At 69.8% G+C, this 21,111-nt stretch carries 18 protein-coding genes and 1 pseudogene; 8 read left to right on the top strand and 11 right to left on the bottom strand.

Annotation, left to right across the window (positions count from 1 at the left end):
- The 3 genes and pseudogenes from AB0F61_RS31740 to AB0F61_RS31730 form a co-directional block, all read right to left on the bottom strand.
- Positions 1-287 (bottom strand): annotated as a pseudogene (locus tag AB0F61_RS31740) (2-oxoacid:ferredoxin oxidoreductase subunit beta); the annotation flags it as partial.
- Positions 280-2,172 (bottom strand): 2-oxoacid:acceptor oxidoreductase subunit alpha, encoded by a 1,893-nt coding sequence (locus AB0F61_RS31735; protein WP_357817325.1) that lies wholly within the window; start codon positions 2,170-2,172, stop codon positions 280-282. The pseudogene AB0F61_RS31740 and the gene AB0F61_RS31735, both read right to left, overlap by 8 nt.
- Before the next feature lie 18 nt (positions 2,173-2,190).
- A complete protein-coding gene (locus AB0F61_RS31730; RefSeq protein ID WP_357817323.1) occupies positions 2,191-2,418 on the bottom strand; it encodes a hypothetical protein in 228 nt (75 codons plus the stop codon).
- 267 nt (positions 2,419-2,685) lie between these two features.
- On the opposite strand from AB0F61_RS31730, the gene AB0F61_RS31725 reads away from it, so the two are divergent.
- A complete protein-coding gene (locus tag AB0F61_RS31725; protein ID WP_357817320.1) occupies positions 2,686-2,895 on the top strand; it encodes a DUF5988 family protein in 210 nt (69 codons plus the stop codon).
- Between the two features lie 51 nt (positions 2,896-2,946).
- Here the strand turns inward: AB0F61_RS31725 and AB0F61_RS31720 are convergent, their stop codons facing one another.
- On the bottom strand, positions 2,947-5,748 hold the full coding sequence (locus tag AB0F61_RS31720) for an AAA family ATPase (RefSeq protein WP_357817317.1): 2,802 nt from the start codon (positions 5,746-5,748) through the stop codon (positions 2,947-2,949).
- 964 nt (positions 5,749-6,712) lie between these two features.
- Between AB0F61_RS31720 and AB0F61_RS31715 the strand changes: the two genes are divergently transcribed.
- A complete protein-coding gene (locus AB0F61_RS31715) occupies positions 6,713-7,330 on the top strand; it encodes a helix-turn-helix domain-containing protein (protein ID WP_357817314.1) in 618 nt (205 codons plus the stop codon).
- Between the two features lie 105 nt (positions 7,331-7,435).
- Here the strand turns inward: AB0F61_RS31715 and AB0F61_RS31710 are convergent, their stop codons facing one another.
- A complete protein-coding gene (locus tag AB0F61_RS31710; RefSeq protein WP_357817311.1) occupies positions 7,436-8,383 on the bottom strand; it encodes an oxidoreductase in 948 nt (315 codons plus the stop codon).
- 204 nt (positions 8,384-8,587) lie between these two features.
- Here AB0F61_RS31710 and AB0F61_RS31705 point away from each other — a divergent pair, with 204 nt between their 5' ends.
- On the top strand, positions 8,588-9,358 hold the full coding sequence (locus AB0F61_RS31705) for an alpha/beta fold hydrolase (RefSeq protein ID WP_357817309.1): 771 nt from the start codon (positions 8,588-8,590) through the stop codon (positions 9,356-9,358).
- Here AB0F61_RS31705 and AB0F61_RS31700 read toward each other — a convergent pair.
- The gene (locus AB0F61_RS31700) at positions 9,333-10,097 is read right to left on the bottom strand and encodes an AfsR/SARP family transcriptional regulator (RefSeq protein WP_357817306.1); all 765 of its coding nucleotides are present in this window, start codon (positions 10,095-10,097) and stop codon (positions 9,333-9,335) included. The two genes, AB0F61_RS31705 and AB0F61_RS31700, sit on opposite strands and share 26 nt — an antisense overlap.
- 277 nt (positions 10,098-10,374) lie before the next feature.
- On the opposite strand from AB0F61_RS31700, the gene AB0F61_RS31695 reads away from it, so the two are divergent.
- The 4 genes from AB0F61_RS31695 to AB0F61_RS31680 are packed head-to-tail and all read left to right on the top strand — an operon-like array spanning position 10,375 to position 14,349.
- A complete protein-coding gene (locus tag AB0F61_RS31695; protein ID WP_357817304.1) occupies positions 10,375-12,255 on the top strand; it encodes an HAD-IIIC family phosphatase in 1,881 nt (626 codons plus the stop codon).
- Positions 12,252-12,479 (top strand): acyl carrier protein, encoded by a 228-nt coding sequence (locus AB0F61_RS31690; protein ID WP_355032352.1) that lies wholly within the window; start codon positions 12,252-12,254, stop codon positions 12,477-12,479. The genes AB0F61_RS31695 and AB0F61_RS31690 overlap by 4 nt, the downstream gene beginning before the upstream one ends.
- A complete protein-coding gene (locus AB0F61_RS31685; protein ID WP_357817300.1) occupies positions 12,476-13,267 on the top strand; it encodes a 2-oxo acid dehydrogenase subunit E2 in 792 nt (263 codons plus the stop codon). Before AB0F61_RS31690 ends, AB0F61_RS31685 begins: the two co-directional genes overlap by 4 nt.
- A complete protein-coding gene (locus AB0F61_RS31680; RefSeq protein WP_357817298.1) occupies positions 13,264-14,349 on the top strand; it encodes an alpha/beta hydrolase in 1,086 nt (361 codons plus the stop codon). Before AB0F61_RS31685 ends, AB0F61_RS31680 begins: the two co-directional genes overlap by 4 nt.
- Positions 14,350-14,558: 209 nt before the next feature.
- On the opposite strand, the gene AB0F61_RS31675 is transcribed toward AB0F61_RS31680, so the two are convergent.
- The 5 genes from AB0F61_RS31675 to AB0F61_RS31655 are packed head-to-tail and all read right to left on the bottom strand — an operon-like array spanning position 14,559 to position 19,885.
- Positions 14,559-15,422, bottom strand: a complete 864-nt coding sequence (locus AB0F61_RS31675) for an alpha/beta hydrolase (protein WP_357817292.1) — start codon at positions 15,420-15,422, stop codon at positions 14,559-14,561.
- Positions 15,419-15,631, bottom strand: coding sequence for a ferredoxin (locus tag AB0F61_RS31670; protein ID WP_357817289.1), 213 nt, complete (start codon positions 15,629-15,631; stop codon positions 15,419-15,421). The genes AB0F61_RS31675 and AB0F61_RS31670 overlap by 4 nt, the downstream gene beginning before the upstream one ends.
- Entirely contained in the window at positions 15,628-16,875 is a 1,248-nt protein-coding gene (locus AB0F61_RS31665) for a cytochrome P450 (protein WP_357817287.1), read from the bottom strand. Before AB0F61_RS31665 ends, AB0F61_RS31670 begins: the two co-directional genes overlap by 4 nt.
- Positions 16,876-16,889: 14 nt before the next feature.
- Complete coding sequence (locus AB0F61_RS31660; RefSeq protein WP_357817284.1) at positions 16,890-18,407, bottom strand: FAD-dependent monooxygenase; 1,518 nt, start codon at positions 18,405-18,407, stop codon at positions 16,890-16,892.
- Entirely contained in the window at positions 18,407-19,885 is a 1,479-nt protein-coding gene (locus AB0F61_RS31655; protein WP_357817281.1) for an FAD-dependent monooxygenase, read from the bottom strand. The genes AB0F61_RS31660 and AB0F61_RS31655 overlap by 1 nt, the downstream gene beginning before the upstream one ends.
- A 160-nt stretch (positions 19,886-20,045) precedes the next feature.
- Between AB0F61_RS31655 and AB0F61_RS31650 the strand changes: the two genes are divergently transcribed.
- Positions 20,046-21,104: an aldo/keto reductase gene (locus tag AB0F61_RS31650; protein ID WP_357817278.1), complete on the top strand. Its 1,059-nt coding sequence runs from the start codon at positions 20,046-20,048 to the stop codon at positions 21,102-21,104.
- The last annotated feature ends 7 nt before the right edge of the window (positions 21,105-21,111 follow it).

The following is a 21,111-nucleotide window of genomic DNA, read 5'->3' as shown; positions in this document are numbered from 1 at the left end:
GACAGGTCCGGCCGGGACACCGACAGGCCGGTCGCGATCGCCGGGGCGCGGCCGTGGATCGAGTGCATCCCGTACGTGTTCATGTAGTACGGGAACCGCGAGGAGCAGCCGATCCCGGAGACGAAGACGATGTTCTCCCGCGCGATGCCGAGTTCGGGCATGAACCCTTGCACGGCGGCGAGGATCGCGTAGTCACCGCAACCGGGACACCAGCGCACCTCCTGGTCGGATTTGAAGTCCTTCGCCGTCAGCTTGACCGGCGTGAGCGGGATGGTGGGGCTAGCCATTCTTGACCACGTCCTCAAGCAGGCCTTCCAGCGTCGCGGCGGTGAACGGCAGGCCGCTGACCTGGTTGAACGGAACCGCGTCGATGAGGTATCTCGCCCGGACGACATGGGCCAACTGGCCCAGGTTCATCTCCGGGACGACGACCTTGTCGTATCTCGCGAGCACCGCACCGAGATTGGCCGGCAGCGGGGCGAGGTGGCGCAGGTGCGCCTGGGCGATCGGCAGCCCACGCTGGCGCAGTGCCCGGCAGGCCGCGCCGATCGGGCCGTACGTCGATCCCCAGCCGAGCACCAGCACCCGGCCGCCCTGACGGTCGCCGTTGTCCGCGTCCGGGTCCTCGACCTCGACAGCGGGTACGTCGATCGCCTCGATCCGGGCGGCCCGGGTGCGGACCATGAACTCGTGGTTGTCCGGGTCGTAACAGATGTCCCCGGTCCTGTCGGCCTTCTCCAGGCCACCGATGCGGTGCTCCAGACCGGGCGTGCCGGGAACGGCCCAGGGCCGGGCCAGGGTGTGCGGGTCGCGCAGGTACGGCAGGAAACGCCCGTCCTCACCGTTGGGCGTGGTGGCGAACGTGACGCTGAGGTCGGGTAGCTCGCCCGCATCGGGCAGCAGCCACGGCTCGGATCCGTTTGCCACGTAGTTGTCCGACAGCAGGATCACCGGGGTCCGGTAGGTCAGCGCGATCCGGGCCGCTTCGATCGCCGCGTGGAAGCAGTCGGACGGCGACTTCGGCGCGATCACCGGGAGCGGCGCCTCCCCGTGCCGGCCGTACAACGCGATGTTCAGGTCGGCCTGCTCGGTCTTCGTCGGCATACCCGTGGACGGGCCAGCCCGCTGCACGTCGACGATCACCAGCGGCAGTTCGAGGGCGACGGCCAGGGAGATCGTCTCGCCCTTGAGCGCCACGCCCGGACCGGAGGTGGTGGTCACCCCGAGCGCACCGCCGTAGGAGGCGCCCAGAGCCGCGCCGATCGCCGCGATCTCGTCCTCGGCCTGCATCGTGGTGACCCCGAACCGTTTGTGCTTCGACAACTCGTGCAGGATGTCCGAAGCCGGGGTGATCGGGTAGGCACCGACGAACAGCGGCAGTTTCGACCGCACCGCCGCTGCCACCAGGCCGAGCGCGAGGGCCTGGTTGCCCGTGATGTTGCGGTAGGTGCCGGGCCGCATCTTCGCTGGTTTCACCTCGTACTGGACCGCGAAGTCCTCGGCCGTCTCGCCGAAGTTCCAGCCCGCCTGGAACGCGGCCTTGTTCGCCGTGACCAGATCCGGTCGCTTCGCGAACTTCCGCTCCAGGAACCTCAGGGTCGACTCGAACGGCCGGGAATACATCCAGCTCAGCAGGCCCAACGCGAACATGTTCTTGGCCCGCTCGGCGTCCTTCTTGGATATTCCCAGCTCGCTCACCGCGTCGACGGTCATCGAGGTGAGCGCGACCGGGTGCACCGCGAAGTCGGCGAGGGAACCGTCGTCGAGCGGGCTGGCCGCGTAGCCCACCTTGGCCAGGTTGCGCCGGGTGAACTCATCGGTGTTGACGATGATGTCGGCGCCGGCCGGCAGGTCGGAGAGGTTCGCCTTCAGCGCCGCCGGGTTCATGGCGACCAGGACGTCGGGCGCGTCACCGGGGGTCAGGATGTCGTAGTCGGCGAAGTGCACCTGGAAGCTCGACACGCCGGGCAGGGTGCCCGCGGGCGCCCGGATCTCGGCCGGGAAGTTGGGCAGCGTGGAGATGTCGTTACCCAGCTGGGCTGTTTCGGAGGTGAACCGGTCACCCGTCAGTTGCATGCCGTCGCCCGAGTCGCCGGCGAACCGGATGACGACCCGGTCGATGCGGAGGATTCGGCGGGACCCGGTGGCTTCGTTTGTGGGCGGCAGAGGCATCTGAGCTCCCGTCGGGCGCTATTCGTTGTCGGTTTGCAGGGTCGCGGTCAGGTTCTTCCAGGCGTGCTGCTCCGCCGTGGTCAGCGGCCGCTCGGGAAGGTCGTGTCCGGGCGGATCGCCGTCGGTCTCGCCGCGCCGCTCGTCCTGCTCGGCGCGCAGCTTGAGCAGCAGATCGGCCGGCAGGACGAGGACGGTGACGCTGACCATGCTGAGACTCATCACCAGGCCGTCTCCGTTGGTGCGCAACCATGGGACGATCCGTGTGCGCCACAAACCAGAGATTGCTCGTAAAGCTCGCATGACAGGGCTCCTAGGCCGGTTGCGAGAACGATTCTAAGGATCATTCTTTTCCGCCGCTAATACCGTTCTTAAGCGTTCCCGCAACGCCGCCGTCAATTTCTAGCAGGGTTGACAAGCATTTACGAGCGGCTTTAACGTGACGTCCACGAGCGGGCGTCCGAGACCCCGATTCGCCCCGGAATTCGGCACGACACACTAGGGAGGTGTCGAATCATGTCCGAGACCCTGTACGAGGAATGTCGCCTGGAAGGCGGCCCCGGCTACATGCCCGATGACCTGCGCAGCACCCACGTGTCCATGACGGACCACAAGGTGAAGGTCATGTTCTACAACGGGTGGGAGCATTTCGAGCGGATCGATGAATTCACCGAGACCGGCGTGCCCATCTTCCGCTGGACGATGCGGACCAAAACGGCAGAGTGACGAGGCGCCGTCGGGCAGCGTGGCCAGACGGCGCCCAGCCGTAATTGCCGGTCAGACGTCTACGGCCGCGTGGCTGGCGCCGTTTACACCCTCGTCGATCCCGTCGTCGAGCGCGGCCGCCAATTCCCCGCGCTGCCGGATCCCCAGTTTCCGGTACGCCCGGGTGAGATGCTGTTCGACAGTACTCACCGTGATGTAGAGCTGGTCGGCGACGGCCCGGTTGGTGTAGCCGGACGCCGCCAGGGCCGCGACCCGCCGCTCGGCGTCGCTGAGGCTCTCCGACCCGTACGCGTCGACGCTCGCCAGCCGCGCGCCGTTGCTGGCCGGCTCCGGTTCGACCCGGTTCAGACGCTCCAGCAACGGCCGGCAACCGCACTGCTCGGCGAGGTCCCGGGCGGTGCGGTCAGCCATCCGCGCGCGGTTGAGCTGGCCCGCCACCCGCAGCGCGTCAGCGAGTTCGGCGCACACCCACGCGGCTGCGACCCGGTCCTCGCCCGCCACCAGCAATTCGGCAGCCTCTTCGAGCAGCGACAGTCGCTGCTCCGGCGAGCTGACCGCGGCGAGCACCGCCATGGCCGCGCCACGGACCTCCGGGTGGCGGTCGCCGAGCAGTCTGAGCTGCTTGTTCGCCTGCTCCCGGCACTGCCGTCGAAAACCCTGCTTGAGGTACGCCTGGGCGAGGCCCAACCGCCACGGCACCACCGCCGTCACGTCGTACTGCCAGGCCTTGACCATCCGGCCGCACGACTGGAAGTCGCGGACCGCGGCCTGCACCTGGCCGGTTGCCAGGTAGAAGGTGCCGCGGGCGTAGAGGTGCTTCAGGCCGAAGGGTGTGGTCAGGGTGCTCGCCGGCAGCGCGACCTCCAGATACCCGGCTGCGGCCGCGTAATCCCCGGACAACGTCGAACCCGTGATCAGCGTCGCCAGCACTCCGCCGAGGGCGACCCCCCAGCCTTCGAGTGAGATGGTGGACAGTGCCGTCCTTGCCGTGGCGTGCGCCTCGGCGACGGCGCCGCGGCGCAGCATGATCTCGGCTCTCAGCGCCAGGATCAACGCCCGCCAGGTAGGGGTCCGGCTGACCGGCTCCTCCACCAGCCGCCGGTCGCACCACCGCACGGCCAGGTCCGTCCGGCCCGCGACTATCAGGATCGACAACGCGGTGAACAGCGTCGGCAGTGCGCCGTCGGTGATCGGTGAACGGTCCAGCAGTCCACGCGCCAGCTCGACGGTCTTGGCGTCCGCTCCCCGGCTCGCGGACCGGCGCAGCGAGGCCACTGTCTGCCGCTGCGCCGTCTTCGTGTTCAGGTCCGGCCGGGCTCGCATCAGCGCGGCCCATCGGCGATGCAGACGGGGCGCTTCGGCCGGGAAGAGCGAGGACAGCCACAGGATGGTCATCCCGACTGTCGTCACCGCCTGCTCGTCCAGGTCGTCCCTGTCGAACAGGGCGCTGATCGCGTCGATGGCCTCACCGGGCCGACCGTGCCAGAGCAGCAGGTGCACGGCCATCATCCGGCAGCGCACGACGGATCGCACGTCGCCGTCGGCGGTCAGCAGTCCGTGCAGGCAGCGCAGCGCCCGGGCGGGGTCGCGGCGCCACTCGGTCCTCGCCAGCAGCGCGGCGACGGTGGCACGGTATTTCTCGTCGTCGTTCGGCGCCTGAGCCGCGCGAAGGTAGTTGAGCGTGCGGTCGAGGTCGCCCTCTCCGAGCGCCCGCACCGCCTCGTCGCAGAGCGTCTGTGCCGCCCACGCCTCCGTCACCCGGTCCGCGGCGAGCAGGTGGTCGGCGACGACGCCCTGGGGGAAGCCGGCGCCGTGCAGCACTCGGGCGGCCACGCCGTGCAGGGGGGCCAACTCACGTGGTTCGATCCCGGCCAGCACCGCTGCCCGCAACGACGGATGCCGGTAGCTGCCGTCCTCCACCAGGCCGGCGTCGACCAGGAGCGCGAGTTCGTGGCCCACCTCCTCGGCGCTCCTGCCGAGGAGCTGGCCCAACAGAGCCGTCGACCCGTCACCGAGCACCGCGAGCGCCCGGGCCACGTCGCTCGTGGTTGGCTGGCAGCGGTACAGGCAGTCGGCGACCGCGTCGGCGAACCGGTCGCCGGGTGTCGGACGTCCGCCGGCCCAGTGGCCTTCGCTGTCCTCGATGAGGGCGCGTAGCAGCAGCGGGTTGCCCCCGGTCATCGCCCAGCATTCGGCGACGGCAGAGGCGTCGCCGACGGCGGAGGAGGCTCGCAGCACCCCCTCCACACCCACCGGACTGAGCAGCCGTACGGGAATCTGCCGGCAGTTGGGGTTGCGCACCAGGTCGGCCCGGAGGAAACGGTCCTGCCAGTAGCGCCGCGTTCCCTCGCTGAGCAGTAGCAGCACCCGCGCGTGCCGCACGCGGCGGGCGAGATAGGACAGGCATTGAAGCGACGGGCGGTCGGCCAGATGCATGTCGTCCACGACGATGACAAGTGGCGCCGCGGCGCCGAGCTGGAGAATCGGCAGGCACAGTCGCTGCAGCGTGTGCATCGCGACCGGGTTCGTGGCGTCGCCCGGTGAGGTGGACCAGGTCAGGGCGACCTCGGCAAGCAGGTCGGTCACTGTGGCCGCTTCCGTCTCGGGCAGATCCGCCCGGTGGAGTAGCTGGCCCACGATGCCCAGCGGCACCTCCTGCTCGCCGTGTGAGCCGGTGGCCGTCAGCACCTGACAACCAGCACGTCCGGCTCGCTCGGCGAACTCCTGCAACAGGCTGGTCTTACCGCTCCCGGCCGGGCCGGTGACCAGACCGATTCCGCCGTTGCCGCGGATGGCCCCGCTCAGCAGGTCCTCGCATGCTCGCCATTGATATGTTCGTTCGACCAGAGTCATCCAACGCCCCCGTTAGGCTCTGTGCTTCCGACCGAGGCAGCGCCGCCGCAGGCAGCGAACGCCACCGACCCCCCCAGGGTCGACCGGCTCAACGGAAAGACATCCCACGGCTATCGAGAAACACAGGAGAAATGCTGGTTCGATGGCAGCGGATGTCGCGTTCAATTATGCATAGATCGAAACCCGGTCGCGCTGAGGCGTACCTCCCGTGAGTCAACTGTCGTTTTATAGATGCCGCGCTTTGATCACCGCGGCGCTCTAGATCATGACGATCGCCGCGCCCGGTGCATATTCTCAGAGCGCAAAGCTGATTTTGCGCCATGTAACCACGAATCGTCGATGAGAAATGTCCCCGATCAGATCGAGTGACCTAGATCTCACTACCCGTGAGTCAACCTAGTGATGAGAATTCGGACGTTCCTCCCAACCCGGATAACAATGTTTCCGAAAAGTGAACGGTGTCTTACCATCGGGACTCAGGAACGACCCGGAGAAGACCCTTGTCCGTCGCCGCTGAGGACGCCGGACCAGGTGCGCGGTCCATCGTCGCTCCAGATAGGACGATGCCAGGGAGGAGGGCGGTCGAGCACGACGCTCTTCCCAGGTGAGAGCGAACCCCCACTCCTCGCGGCCGGCTTCGAGATGCCGCCGACCACCACGTGATGCCGCCTGCGCTGAGGTCGACCCATCTGCCGCCCGCGCCGACGACGTCGTCCGTCGCGATGCGCCGAGCCACCTCGCCCGCGCAGGCCCTACCTGCCCGCCAGCCACCGAACACGCCACCTCTCACCATGTTGCTGGCTTGATGATGGATGATCGGCACCGGACGAACGTCGTTGGTCATGCGGCGCCAACAAGATCCCAGCGGCGCGTGGACACCGCCGCTCGCCCGCGTAGGATAGGGGACGTCCGTTCCGCTTGTCTATCAACTTGGCTACCGGAGGTAGGTGTGGCGTCACCGGACATGAAACGCCCTGCCGCGTCCTCGGAGCAACCCGCCCGGGCGCTGCGAGCCGACGCCCGACGCAACCGCGAGCTGGTGCTCCGGGCCGCCATCACCGCGTTCGCCACCGAGGGCACCTCGGTGAGCGTCGCCGAGATCGCCCGCCGAGCCGGGGTGGGCACCGGCACGGTGAGCCGACACTTCCCCACCAAGGAATCCCTGTTCGGGGCGATCGTGCACGAGCGGGCCGAGCAGCTCGTGCGCCGCGCGCGCGAGCTGCACGAACGGCTGGCGCCGGTCGACGCGTTCTTCGAGTTCTTCACGGTCCTGGTGGCCGAGGGGTCGACCGACCGCGGGCTGGCCGAGGCGCTGGCCAAGGCCGGGTTCGATGTGGAGGCCGCCGCCTCGGCCGCGGCGTACGACTTCGGCACCGCGTTGGCCGACCTGCTCGACGGTGCCCAGACCGCCGGCGGCGTCCGCCCCGAGATCACCGTGGCCGACATCAAGGCTCTGCTCGAGGGCTGCCTGGCCCGTGAGCGATTCGGCGTCGACTCGGAGGCACGCGGCCGCCTCATCGGGATCATCCGCCGTGGCCTACGCCCCGACCCCCGGATGCCACGGCCGGCCCGTCCGGAATGACGCCGACACCGGCGCCCACCGAGCCCGGCCAGGAAACGGTGGCGCCCGACCGGAGCGCGCCCGGTCGGGTGCACCCTGCCCGGTCACCGGGCAGGGTGCGCCGCTTCACGCGATGACGGGCCCGAACGAGACGCCGCAGAGTTGCTCCGACGCCGCCCAGAGCAGCCGCTGGGCGTCGAGGTCGTGCGACTGGCCGATCGACTCGACCCGGACCGGGCTTCCGGTGTATTCGCGGAAGCCCGAGGGCCCGTAGTATTCCCCGCCCTGGACGGCGGGATCGGTGGCGGCTCGCAGCAGGGGCAGCGCCCCCTCGGGCGGATGCTGGAAGAGCCACGTCGTGGCCCAGCGCACCAGTGGGCTGCCGATGAGTTTCTGCTGCAGTGGAAAGTCGCGGACCAACTCGGTGTCGGCGTTGCCTGGGTGCGCGGCCACCGCGATGGTCTCCGCGCCGATGGCGGCCAGCCGTCGCTGCAACTCATAGGTGAACAACAGGTTGGCCAGCTTGGACTGGGCGTACGCCTCGCCCCACTTGAAGTTGGTGGTGGACTGCAGATCGTCCAGCCGGAGCCGGGCGTTGCGGTGGGCCACGCTGCTGACCGTCACGATCCGCGAGCCCGGAGTGGGTAGCAGGCGGTCGATCAGCAGGCTGGTCAGCGCGAAGGTGCCGAGGTGGTTCACGCCCAGGTGCAGCTCGTGGCCGTCCGCCGTGGTGTCACGGCGGGGAACCATCACACCGGCGTTGTTGATCAGCAGATCGATGAACTCGTGCTCGGTGCCGAGCTCTTCGGCCGCCTGGGTCAGCGATGCCATCGAGGCGAGGTCGACCTGCTGGATGCTTACCCTGGCCCCCGGCGTCGCCTCGGTGATCCGCCGCGCAGCCGCCATCCCACGCTCCCGGTCACGGCAGGCGAGCACCAGCGTGGCCCCGCGTGCGGCCAGGACGGACGCCACCTCGAAACCGAGACCGGTGCTGGCCCCGGTCACCACTGCCACCCTGCCGGTCTGGTCCGGCACGTCCGCCACGGTCCAGGGAGTGCCCTGCGGTCTTTGCATCGCCCGTCTCCTTGATCAGGTACGGATAAACGGAATACTTGTCCCGGTTACGTTATGTGATCCGGACGGGCTTGTCCAGAAAAGGGAGCGACTAGGGGACTCGACCGTTCGGACGATCTAGGGGTCACTAGGGGTGGGTTACGGGTCCCTGACGTTCCTACGATTTCCCTGTCAGCCTCACGTCAGTGGAAGGGACGGTTCGCGATGACCAGCACGGCGGTCGACCCCGGCCGGTGGCTGCGCCGGTTCCACCCGGCGCCGGAAGCCGCCACCGAGCGCCTGCTGCTCTTCCCGCACGCGGGTGGCGCGGCCAGCTTCTACCTGCCCTACTCGGCCACCCTGAGCTCCCGGTTCGACGTGCTCGCGGTGCAGTACCCGGGCCGGCAGGAGCGGCGATCCGAAGCGCAGGTCAGCGAGATCGGCGCGCTGGCCGAGCAGATCGCCGAGGCGCTGGCAGGGCCGGACGACCGGCCGCTCACCTTCTTCGGGCACAGCATGGGCGCGATCGTGGCGTACGAGGTGGCGCTGCGGCTCGAGCGCGCCGGCCGGCCGGCGCCGACCCATCTGTTCGTCTCCGGCCGACGGGCCCCGTCACGCTACCGGGAGGAGCGGATCCATCAGCGGGACGCGGCAGGCGTCCTGGCCGAGGTCGTCGAGCTGGGCGGCACCGACCCGGCCGTGCTGCGCGACCCGGAACTGGTGGCCATGGTGATGCCGGCGCTGCGGGCCGACTACACCGCGATCGAGTCCTACCGGCACCGTCCGGGCCTGCGAGTCACCTGCCCGATCACCGCGATCGTCGGCGACTCCGATCCGCGCACCTCGGAGGAGGAGGCGCGGGCCTGGGCGCAGCACACCTCCGGGCCGTTCGCCCTGCACAAACTTCCCGGCGACCACTTCTACCTGGTCGCCGGGAAGGATGCGGTGACGCGGATCCTGGACCAGCAGCTCAGCTCGCCAGTCCGACCGTCGTGAGACGTTCGGCTCGCGGGCCGGCGGTGCCGAGTCGGCCATCGGAGCGCAGGATGCCCTGGTGCAGTTCGCGCAGCGGCCGGCACGGCTCCAGACCAAGCTCGCGGTCGAGCGTCTCCCAGGCGCGCTGGTAGACGACAAGCGCGTCGGCACGCCGCTCGGAACGGTAGAGGGCGAGCATCAATTGACGGTAGAACGCCTCACGCAGCGGGTACTGCGCGATCGCGGTGTAGAGATCTCCGACCAACTCCTGGTGGCGGCCGATGGCCAGGTTGGAGTCGTTGAACAGCTCCATGCACTCCAGTCGCAGCTCCGTCAGCCAGGTCGCATACCTGTCGATCATGTGACAGTCACGCAGGTTGTCGAAGGCCGGACCACGCCACAGCGACAGCCCCGCCCGGAACTTTTCGGCCGCCTCCGCGTGTCGGCCGATCCGTCGCAGCGTGCGTCCCTCGTGGACCAGTCGTTGCAGGTCGTTCACGTCCAGGACGTCGTCGCCGAGGTGCAGCACGTAGCCGGGTGGACGCGTGACGATGGCGGTGTTCTTGGGTCGGTTCAGGAACCGACGCAACTGGCAGACGTAGACATGCATCGCCGCCGACGCGCGACGGGGCAGGCTCTCACCCCAGATCGCGGTGACCAGGTCGTGTTGCGACACCACCTGATCGGCCTGTATCAGCAACACGGCCAGCAGCGTCTCGACCTTCTTGGCGCTGATCGACGAGGCACCCTGATCGTCCACGACTCGCATCGGACCCAGTACTTCATATCGCATCTTTTCTAATTCCTCTCGGGCGGTGCGGAAATCGTCCGACGGTGCGGAGAGGTACTGGGCCAACGGTAGGAGCGGGCCGCCGCTGAACTAACCCCAGAAGCGGCCAGCCGACCCCTAACTTGCGACTCAGTAGCGCCACTCCGACGCCGGGCGACCCGGCCGGCCGGAAGGACCGCATTAGGCGTTCTTTAGAACGCTCGCCGATGATCGCCAGCAATTGGATTTTCACGACATCGGAGGCCCGGTGACCGGCACTGTGAGCGCCGAGACGCTGCTCGACCTGCACCAGGCGGGACGGCTTGCCGTCGACTACCCAAGCGTGGCTCGTCTGCTCGCGCCGCTCACCGGGGACGCCCGACTGCGGGCCGGCCGGTTGCTCGCCCGGCTCGACCCCGACGAGGTGCTGCGAGAACACCCCGACACCCCGACCCTTACCGTGGCGTTGACCGGCCACGGCACGCTCGCCATGCTGGTTCCGGCGTTGACGGCCGAGCTGGCCCGGCACGGCATCCTGCTGCGTCCGCACCTGACCGACCACGACAGCTACGTCTTCGAGCTGGGCGACCCGGACAGCGGCCTCTATCGCGCGCAGCCACAGATCACCCTCTGCGTGCTCGACCCGCAGGTGGTCTTCGACCGCTTACCGGTGCCGTGGACCCCCGACCAGGTGGCCCAGGCCTTCCAGGCCCACCTGGAGGTGGTGGCCGGCCTCGTCCGCACGTTCGCGAGCGCCAACACCGGAACCCTGGTGCTGAACACGCTGCCGCTGCCCCGGCGCTTCACCGCCCAGCTCATCGACCACCGGTCCCGAGCCGCCCTCGGCGCGATCTGGCGCGAGGCCAACGCCCGGCTGCTGCGGCTCGCCGCCGAGCACCCACCGGTGATCTGCCTCGACCTGGATCCGATCCTCTCCGACGGTGTCGCGGCGTACGACCCGGCCCTCAGCACGTACGCCAAGGCGCACCTCGCACCGGGCCTGCTCGCCGCGTACGCCCAGGAGGTCGGCCATCTCGGGCGGCACCTGACCGGCATGACGCGCAAGTGCCTGGTGGTCGACCTGGACAACACGGTCTGGGGCGGGGTCCTCGGCGACGACGGCCCGGAGGGCATCGAGGTGCGGGACAGCCTCCGCGGTGAGGCGTTCCGGGCCTTCCAGGCGGTGGTCAAGCAGCTCGGCTCGCAGGGCGTGCTGGTGGCCGCGGTGAGTAAGAACGATCCCGAGCCCGTGCACGCCGTACTGCGCGAGCACCCCGGGATGACGCTGCGGGGCGACGACTTCGTCCGGGTCGTCGCGAACTGGCGGCCCAAACACGAGAACCTGCGTGAGCTGTCCGCGACCCTCAACCTCGGGGTGGACAGCTTCGTCTTCGTCGACGACAACCCCTACGAGTGCGGGCTGGTAAGCCGGGAGCTGCCCGGGGTGACCGTGGTGCCGGTGAGCGAGGAGCCGTCCGGGCACGTGCCGGCCCTGCTGCGGGACGGCTGGTTCGACGTCCGGGAGTTGGCAGTCGAGGACCGGGGGCGGCCGGCGCAGTACCGCGACGAGCTGGCCCGTGCGGACTTCCTGGAGACGTTCGAGTCGATCGCCGACTACCTGCGCGAGCTCGGTGTTCGGGTGCGACTCGCCTCGCTGACGGACGCCGACGTGGCACGGGTGTCCCAACTGACCCTGCGCACCAACCAGTTCAATCTGACCACGGAGCGGCTGCAACCGGCGCAGGTGCGGGCTCGCGGGGCCGACCCGGCGCAGCGGATCCTGACCATCCGCTCGGCCGACCGGTTCGGTGACAACGGTCTGGTCGGGGTGATCCTGACCCGGCGCGACGGCGACCGTCTCCACCTCGACAACTTCCTGCTCAGCTGCCGGGTGTTCGCCCGCGGCATCGAGCAGGCATGCCTGGCCGCGGTGCTGCGGGCCGCGCGGCGCGACGGTGTCAGCAGTGTGCTCGGCCGCTACCGCCCCACCGCCAAGAACAAGACGGTACGCGACCTCCTGCCGCGCTACGGATTCGCCGAGATCGGTACGGATGGCGAAACCGTCGTATTCCAGCACGACCTGATCGACCTGCCCATCCACCCCGAGCACATCGACCTGGACGACGGCCAAGGAGGCAGCGACCAATGAACAGCATCGACGATCTCGTCACCCTCATCCGCGACGAGATCGGGCTGCCGATCGACGCGGGTGACGCCGGTCGCTCCTTCGACGAGGTGCCGGGCTGGGACTCGGTCCACATGCTCTGGCTGGCCTCGGCGCTGGAGCGGGCCACCGGGCGCAGCATCTCGCTCGTCAACCTCCTCGAGGCGCAGAGCCTCACCGACGTCTACGCGCTGGCGGTGCCGGCGTGAGCGTACGGCCGGTCGCGCCGCAGCGGCGGCATACCCTGCACTTCCTCGACGAGATCCGGCAGTTCTCGCCGGTCTTCCTCGACACCGAGGTGGACATGAGCGCGGTGCGGGCGCACCGCATGGCGGCGCGCGCGGCCGGCCGACGGTACTCAATCGTCAGCTACCTGCTGGTGGTGGCGGCCGGCGTGCTGGCCCGGCACCCGGAGGCGAACGCGGCGATCCGGGGCCGGATCCGTCCCCGCATCAGCCGGTACGACACGGTCAGCGGGAAGCTGACCCTGGACAAGATGCTCGACGGCAAGCGGGTGGTGCTCTCCGCGGTGCTGCCCGACCTGGACCGCAGCGGGTTGGACGAGGTGCAGCGGCAGGTCGACCACTACCGGGACAACGACCCGGCGGTCATGCCGGAGTTCGCCGGCGTCCGGGCCCTGCACCGGCTGCCCTGGCCGGTGCGGCCGTTCGCGTTCCGCCGGGTGGTGCGCCCGCTGTCCCGGCGGCCGCGGACCTTCGGCACGTTCGCGCTCACCTCACTCGGACACGCGGCGGTGGACGGCTTCCATTCGGTCGGGGGCACCACGGTGACCCTCGGCGTCGGTCGCATCCTGGACCGGCCGGTGGTGCGTGACGGTGGCCTCGCGATCGCCCCGATGATGCGGCTCAGCCTCGCCTTCGACCATCGGGTCATCGACGGCGCCGAGGCCGCCGACGTGCTCACCGAGATCCGCGACGGGATCGAGGCGTACGCGCCGAGCCCGGTCTGCGACGCGGTCGCGGCGGCCACCCGGTGAACGACATCGGCGAGCTGAAGCAGTTCGTGGTCGTGCACGCCCGGGCGCAGCGCATCCCCGGCTACGCCAGTGTGCTGAGCGCCATCGAACACGACGACGGCGACCGGCCGGGCTCCTGGGTGGACGGCTGGATCAGGGCCGGCGAGCGGTTCGAGCGCTCCGGGAGCCTGCTGTCGGCCTGCCGGGCCTACAACCTGGCCCGCTTCCCGTTCGTCGACGGTCCGGCCCGAGCCGAGGCGCTGCGCCGCTGCGTGGACACCTTCGACAGGTGGCGCCGGGACCATCCGTCGATCGCGCCGCTTGCCGTCGCCCACGACGGCGGCACCGTGCGCTGCTGGACCGTCGGGTTGTCGGGCACCGACCGGAAGCCGCTGCTCCTGGTGATGGCCGGCATCGTGACGGTGAAGGAGCAGTGGGGGCCGGTGTTGCGCCAGGCGGCTCGGCTGGGCATGGCCGGGCTGGTCGCCGAACTGCCCGGGGTCGGCGAGAACACCGCGCCGTACGACGAGAAGAGCTGGCGGATGATCCCCGCTCTGTTGGACGCCGTCGCCGACGGCGCCGACGTGAGCCGGACCTACGCCGTCACGCCCAGCTTCGCCGGGCACCTGGCGCTGCGCGCCGCCGTGGAGGATCACCGGATCCGTGGCGTGGTGGCGGCCGGAGCGCCCATCAACGCGTTCTTCACCGACCGGGAGTGGTTCGGTGCGCTGCCCCGGGTCACCGTCGACACCCTCGCGCACCTCACCGGCAGCCCGGTCACCGACCTCGCCGACCGGCTACGCCCGTGGGCTCTGACCGCCGACCAGCTCGACGCCCTGGACATCCCGGTCGCCGCCGCGGTCAGCACCAGGGACGAGATCATCCCACCGGCCGACCGGGACATCCTGCGCCGGCACGTACGCCAGCTCTCGGTGCTGACAAACGACGACGTGCACGGCGCGCCCGACCACGTGACCGAGACGCAACTGTGGACGGTGTCGTCGATCCTGCGGATGCGGGCGGTGCGCTCACCGCAGCGCGCGGCGATCAACCTGGCCTTCCGGGCGGCCCGGCTTCGTGGCCGGCTGACCCGTCCGCGGTGACCACCACCGCGCCTGTCCTGCTCCCCTACCCCGCTGGACCGTGTCGGCCGCAGGCCGGCTCGGGACGTGCGCGCGGACCTGGCGGCACGGCCTGGCCGATGCGGTTGCCCGGATGTGGGAGTCGGACGCACCAGTTGCTTCCGCTGAGGTAGACACACCGATCGCCGGGTGCCCTGGGGCGCCCGGCGATCGGTGTGTCGCGTTGTCGGTCAGTTGCTGTTCCAGTGCCGGCGCAGGGCCGCCACCAGCTCACCGGCACGCTCGTAGGGGAAGAAGAGCTTCCCGCCGTCGATCTCCACCACGTCCGTCGCGCCGGGGATGGCGTCCCGCAGCCAGTACGCCCACTTCAGCTCGAAGTGCAGGTCGGCAGTGCCCCACACGATCAGCGTGGGAGTCTTCAGCTTGCGCAGCTCGATCTCGGCGGTGAGCAGGTCGGCCGGGTCGAGCGAGGCGAGCAACTCCTCGAAGCGACGGATCGATTCGGCGGAACCGGCAACCGGTGCCAGGAAGTCGCGCAGTGTCTCGTCGCTGACCCGATCCGGATGCTCGAAATTCGCGCCGATCCCCCGGCCGCTGGACCGGGACATCGCCAGGTCGGTGAGCATGCGGCTGGCGAGCGGGGCGAGCTTGCCCTCCCGGGCGAGAGCCACGGTGCCGGCGAAGGCCTCGTTCGGGAGGTTGTCGTGCGCCTCGCAGTTGCTCAGGGTCAGCGTGCGCAGGCGGTGCCCGTGCCGGGCGACGAAGATCTGACCGACCGCGCCGCCGGTGTCGTTGGTGACCAGGTCGAAGTCGGTCAGGTCGAGCGCGGAGCAGAAGTCCTCCACCGCCTCGGCCAGCGCCGGCAGCGACATCTTTCCGGTGAGGGCCGGACTGCGGCCGTGCAAAGGAAGATCGAGCGCGATGCAGCGGCGTTCCCCGCGTAGCTGATCGATCACGTTGCGCCAGATGTGCGCGTTGGTGCCAAGCCCGTGCAGGAAGAGGGCCGGCCGGCCGGAGCCGGCGTCCAGATAGCTGATCTCGCCGGAGTCGGTGCGGACCGTCCGGCGGAAGGTGTCGAGCTCGGCGTCGGTCACTGCCCCGCCTCCCGGTTGACGAGGAGGGCGATGGCCTGCTCGGGGCAGGCCGCGGCCCCACGCTCGACGGCGACGTGCGCGTCGTCGGGCGCCTCGAACTCACCCATCTGGTTGAATCCGGACTCCTCGTTGACCCGGTAGACCTCGGGGGCCAGCGCCGCGCACATGCCGTGACCCTGACAGAGGTCGGCGTCCACCCGTACTCTCATGACTCCTCCTTCGGGTCCCAGCTCAGATCCAGGCTGGAGACACCGCGCACTGTGGTGTAACGACGCAGCGGACTGGTGCCATCGGTCACCCGGTAACGCGGCACCCGGGCGTGCCACTCCTCGACGCCCAGCTTGAGCACCCGGCGGGCCACGTGCATGCCGATACACCGGTGCGGGCCGATGGCGAAGACCAGTTGGCGCGTCGACGTGCGCTCGAAGTCGACCTGCTCCGGGTTGTCGAAGGCTCGGGGGTCCATGCCCGACATCCCCCACGGCACGAGCACCAGGTCACCCGCGCGCATCAGCACCCCGTGCCGCTCGACGTCCTCGGTGACGATCCGCGCGGTCGCCGAGATCGGGTCGTGCCGAACGAGTTCCTCGACCACCGCCGGGATCTTCTCCGGGTGCTGGACCACCAGGTCCTGCACCTCCGGATGCTCGGCGAGGTACGTGAAGACCACACTGATCATCGCGGTGGTGGTGTCGAAGGCGGCAAGCATGTTGGTGAACGCGACGTTGACCATCTCGGCCTGGGTGAGCGGCCGACCGTCGAAGGTCGTCTGCAGCAGCCGGCTCAGCACGTCCCGGCGTCCCTCGTAGCCCTCGGCGCGGCGCCTGTCGATGGCGTCGCTGAAGAACTGCAGTAGCGGTTGGTTGGCGGCCTTGATCTCGTCGTCGTTGCCGGCCTGCCGGATGGCCTTGAGCAGCCAGTCCTTGTACTCGCGGATCTGCTTGAGGTACTCCCGGCCGATGCCGAAGAAGATCAGGAAGGCTTCCGCCGGCAGCCTCGACGCGACCTCGCCGATGAACTCGCAGCGCCCGTTGTCCGCCACCGACGCGACGGTCTCGCGGACCGCCTCCCGCAGTTGGGCGTCGAAATGGTTGACCACGCCCGGGTTGAAGAGATCCGTGAGCGCCTGCCGCCACATCCGGTGGTCGTCGCCGTCCAACTGGATCGGGATCTGCTTGTGCTCGGACATCTGGTGCGCCGGGATGGACAGCACGCTGGAGGAGAAGATCTCCGGGGTGCGCGCCACCCACTCCATGTCGGCGAAGCGCGTGACGATCCAGTAGCCGCCCAACTCCTCGGACCACACGATCGGCGCGTGCTCCTGGATCTCCCGGAAGTAGGTGACCGGGTCCTCCTGCAACCACGGCTGGTACACGCTCCAGCGGCGGATGCGCTCCTCCAGCGTCGCAGGCGCCTGCAGGACAGGCCCGGGAACGGTTGGTGCTTCGGTCATGTCGCGCTCCTCAATCACTTGGCTACTGACATGGCGGGCGAGGGGGCGGCGGACGACGCGTCCACCGTGCCGAACCAGTGGGTGACGGCCGTGCGCAGCCGTTCGTCCCCGGTGCCGTCGGCGTCCACGTACGCGACGTGACCGTCCGGCCGAACCAGCACACGGGCTCCGCCGAGCGCGTCGGCGGGCTCCGCGGCGACCACCCGCAACCGGTCGGCCCAGTCCTCGAAACCGGGGGACGCGGTGCCGCCGCGAGCGTCGATCAGCAGGCCACGACCGTCGCGCAGCAGCACGGCCACGCTGGTCTCGCCGGCCGCGGTACGCAGCGGGATGTCCGGGATCCGGTAGCCGAGCAGCGGGTGGTCCGGGGCCGGCTCGCCGCCGTACGCCATGGGGTAACGGATGCCCAGGCCGGTGGCCCGCTCGATGATGTAGCGACTCACCTCGTCGAACTTCACGAGTGCCCCGATGAACTCCCGCAACGGGCCGGCGGTCTGCGGTGGGTGGATGAGCGCGGTCTGCACCTGCGGGTAGACGCAGGCCTCCCGCCCGATCGGCCAGCGTTCGTGGTGGTAGGAATCGAGCAGCTCGTCGCCGCCCCATCCACGTACCGCCGCGGCCAGCTTCCAGCCGAGGTTCATGGCGTCCTGGATGCCGGTGTTCAGTCCCTGCCCGGCCGACGGGAAGTGGATGTGCGCGGCGTCGCCGGCAAGCAGGACCCGCCCGTCCCGGTACCGCTCGGCCAGGCGAGTGGCGTTGCCGAACCGGGTGAACCAGCCGTACTTGCCGATCTTGAGGTCGATGCCGGTGATGCGCTGGAAGGCCGCCTGGAACTCCTCGAGCGTGACCGGGACCTCGTCACCGGCCCGGTCCGAGTCGAACTCGATGGCGGTGGCCCGCCACATACCCGGCTCGTCCGGGTGCGGGATGACAGCGGCCAGGCCGGTCGGATAGATCGGCTGACCGATCCCGCCCTGGTAGCGCTCGTCGAGGATCTCGACGTCACCGGTGCGGCCACAGACGGTGGAGTCGGTACCGGGAAACGCGAACTCGGCAAGCTTGCGCACCGTCGACCGGCCGCCGTCACAACCGACCAGGTACGAGGCCCGCAGGTCGTACTCTTCGCCGTCGCCACGCACCCGCACGGCGACACCGGAATCGTCCTGCTCGAGCCCGACCAGCTCGTGGCCGTAGCGGATGCGGACACCGAGGGCGGCGACCCGCTCCTCGAGCACCTGCTCCACCCGGCGCTGCGACACCACGAGCGGCAGGTCGGCCGCGTCCAGCGCGGTCACACCGGGAAAGCCGAAGTTGTAGTTCATGAACGTACGCGCACCCTCGAACTGGTCGAGGCCGCGCTGATGGAACATGTGCACCGAACTCATGTGGATGGCGAACGCGCGGGCCGCGCTCATCGGCTCGGGCAGCCGATCCAGCACGATCACCGGCACGTCGACGAGCGCGAGTTCGGCGGCGAGCATCAGACCGGTGGGCCCGGCACCGGCCACCACCACGGGCAGGACATCGCTCATCAGACAGCCCTCCCCGCGGCGGGCTGGCCGAACCAGGTCAGCAGCGCGGCCGGCAGCACGTCGTCGGCGCCGCTTCCGGCGTACGCGACATAGCCGTCCGGACGCACCAGCAGCGCCCCGTCCTCGAAGCCCTCGATGCTCGTCGCCCGAACAACCTTCAGTCGGTCCCGCCAGGGACCGGCAACCTCGTCCGCGGCGCCGTCCCCGGTCAGCACCAGCAGCCCGTACCCGGACTGCAGCAGCACCGCCAGGCTGGTCGGGCCGTCCTCGGTGACCAGCGGCAGATCGGGCACGCGCAGGCCCAGCAGGGAATGCTCAGGCGCCGGTTTCCCGTCGTACACCATGGGATAGCGGATGCCGGTGCCGGTGGCCCGGTCGATGAGGTAGCGCCGCACCTCCTCGAACTGGGTGAGCGCGGCGATGAACTCACGCAGCGGCCCAGCCTTGTCCGCCGGATGCAGCAGTGACATCTGGACCTGCGGGTAGACGGTCACCTCCCGGCCGATCGGCAGCCGCTCCTGCTGGTAGGTGTCGAGCAGCTCGTCGCCGGACCATCCGCGCAGCACCGAGGCCAGCTTCCAGCCCAGGTTCACGGCATCCTGGATGCCGGTGTTGAGGCCCTGGCCCGCCGAGGCGAAGTGGATGTGCGCCGAGTCGCCGGCCAGGAACACCCGGCCCTCGCGGTACCGCTCGGCCAGTCGGGTCGCGTCACCGAACCGGGTCAGCCACGGCGAACCGGCGACCTTGAGGGTGATGCCGGAGACCCGCTCGAACGCGGCGACGAACTCCTCCACGGTGATCGGCACCTCGTCCGGCGGGCGCTCGGCGGTGAACTCCACCACCGTGGCCCGGGACAGGCTCGGGTCGTCCGGGTTCTGCACGGTCGCGGCCAGACCGGTCGGGAAGAACGGTGACCCGATGCCGTTGCGGTACTCCTCGTTGAGGATCTCGACATCGCCGGTGCGGCCGCTCAACGTGGCCTCGGTGCCGGGGAAGCCGATGCCGACCGCCTTGCGCACGACGCTCCGGCCGCCGTCGCAGCCCACCAGGTAGCTGCCGCGCACGGTGTATTCACCGTCGGGGCCGTTCACCGTCACTGTCACGCCCTCGGCGTCGGCCTCGACGCCGACCACCTCGTGCCCGCGCCGGGTCGGCACGCCGAGCTCGGCGACCCGGTCGGCGAGCAGCTTCTCCACCCGCCGCTGCGGGAAGACGATCGGGAACTTCTCCGGCTCGGCGTTCGTCAGGCCGGGAAAACCCCAGTCGAAGCTGGGAAACCGGCCGGCGCCGTCGAACTTGTCGAGGCCCCGCTGCCGGAACATCTGCTGGGAGCTGAGGTGGAAGCCGAAGGTCTGCGACCAGGTCGGCACCGTGGCGCGGCGTTCCAGCAGCACCACCGGCACACCGGCCAATCCCAGCTCGGCGGCGAGCATCAGGCCGGTCGGTCCGGCTCCGGCAACGATCACGGGATCAGGCATACGGCCACTCCTCGGGGGTGCGGTGGCCGGAAGCGCCGCGCGGAGCGTCGGGCCCGCGGCCATGGTGCGCACATGCTCGACGACCGGCCTTTGCCGTTCCTAAGGCGAGACCAAATCGGCCGGCGACCACCTAACAACGGCTTAAGAACTCCACTAGCCGATGCCGGGATGCTGGCGGCCGACCGATAAGACACGTCACGTCGAAGGGCACTCGAGCATGCACACCACCACGTTGGGCAAAACCGGGCTGACGGTCTCGGCTCTCGGGCTCGGCTGTATGGGAATGAGCGAGTTCTACGGCGACGCCGACCGCGCCGAGTCGCTTGCGACTCTGGGTCGGGCCGTGGAGCTGGGCGTCACCTTCCTCGACACGTCCGACGCGTACGGCATCGGCGACAACGAGGAACTGCTCGGCGAGTTCCTGGCCGGCACCGACCGGTCGGCGATCACCGTGGCCACCAAGTTCGGCGCCGTACGGGACAAGGCGACCGGGCGCCCGATAGGCATGCGCGGCGACGCCGCCTACGTCCGCGAGGCTTGCGACGCGAGCCTGACCCGACTCGGCATCGACCACATCGACCTGTACTACCTGCACTTCCCGGCGCCGGGCACACCGATCGAGGAGACCGTCGGCGCGATGGCCGATCTGGTGACGGCGGGCAAGGTGCGCCACATCGGACTGTCGAACGTGACAGCAGCGCAGGTGCGTGCCGGGCACGCCGTGCACCCGCTCGCCGCGGTGCAGAACGAGTGGTCGCTGTTCACCCGGGACTCCGAGGCGGCACTGGTGCCGGTCTGCGCCGAGCTGGGCATCGGCCTGGTGCCGTACTCGCCGCTCGGTCGTGGCTTCCTGACCGGGGCACAGACCTCGACCGAGGGGCTCGCGCCGAACGACTTCCGGCAGGCCATCCCCCGCTTCGCGGCCGAGAACGCGCCGCACAACGCCGGCCTGCTCAAGCCGATCCAGGACATCGCGGCGGGGCACGGCGTGACCCCCGCCCAGGTGGCCCTCGCCTGGCTGCTCGCGCAGGGCGCACGCCAGGGTGTCCCGGTGGCCCCGATTCCGGGTACCCGCAGCCCGCAGCGGCTGGCCGAGAACGCGGCGGCCACCGAGCTGACTCTGAGTGAGGACGAACTCGCCCTCCTCGCGCCGATCGCGAGCCAGGTGCTCGGCGAGGGCCGTCCTGCCATCCCGGCGGCCGTCGCCGGGCGGAAGTGAGGGAGAT

Origin of the sequence: Micromonospora sp. NPDC023888, assembly GCF_040639415.1 — a bacterium.
Taxonomy (GTDB): domain Bacteria; phylum Actinomycetota; class Actinomycetes; order Mycobacteriales; family Micromonosporaceae; genus Micromonospora.
The sequence above is the reverse complement of the archived record's forward strand: the minus strand, read 5'-3'. Positions and strand labels throughout refer to the sequence as shown.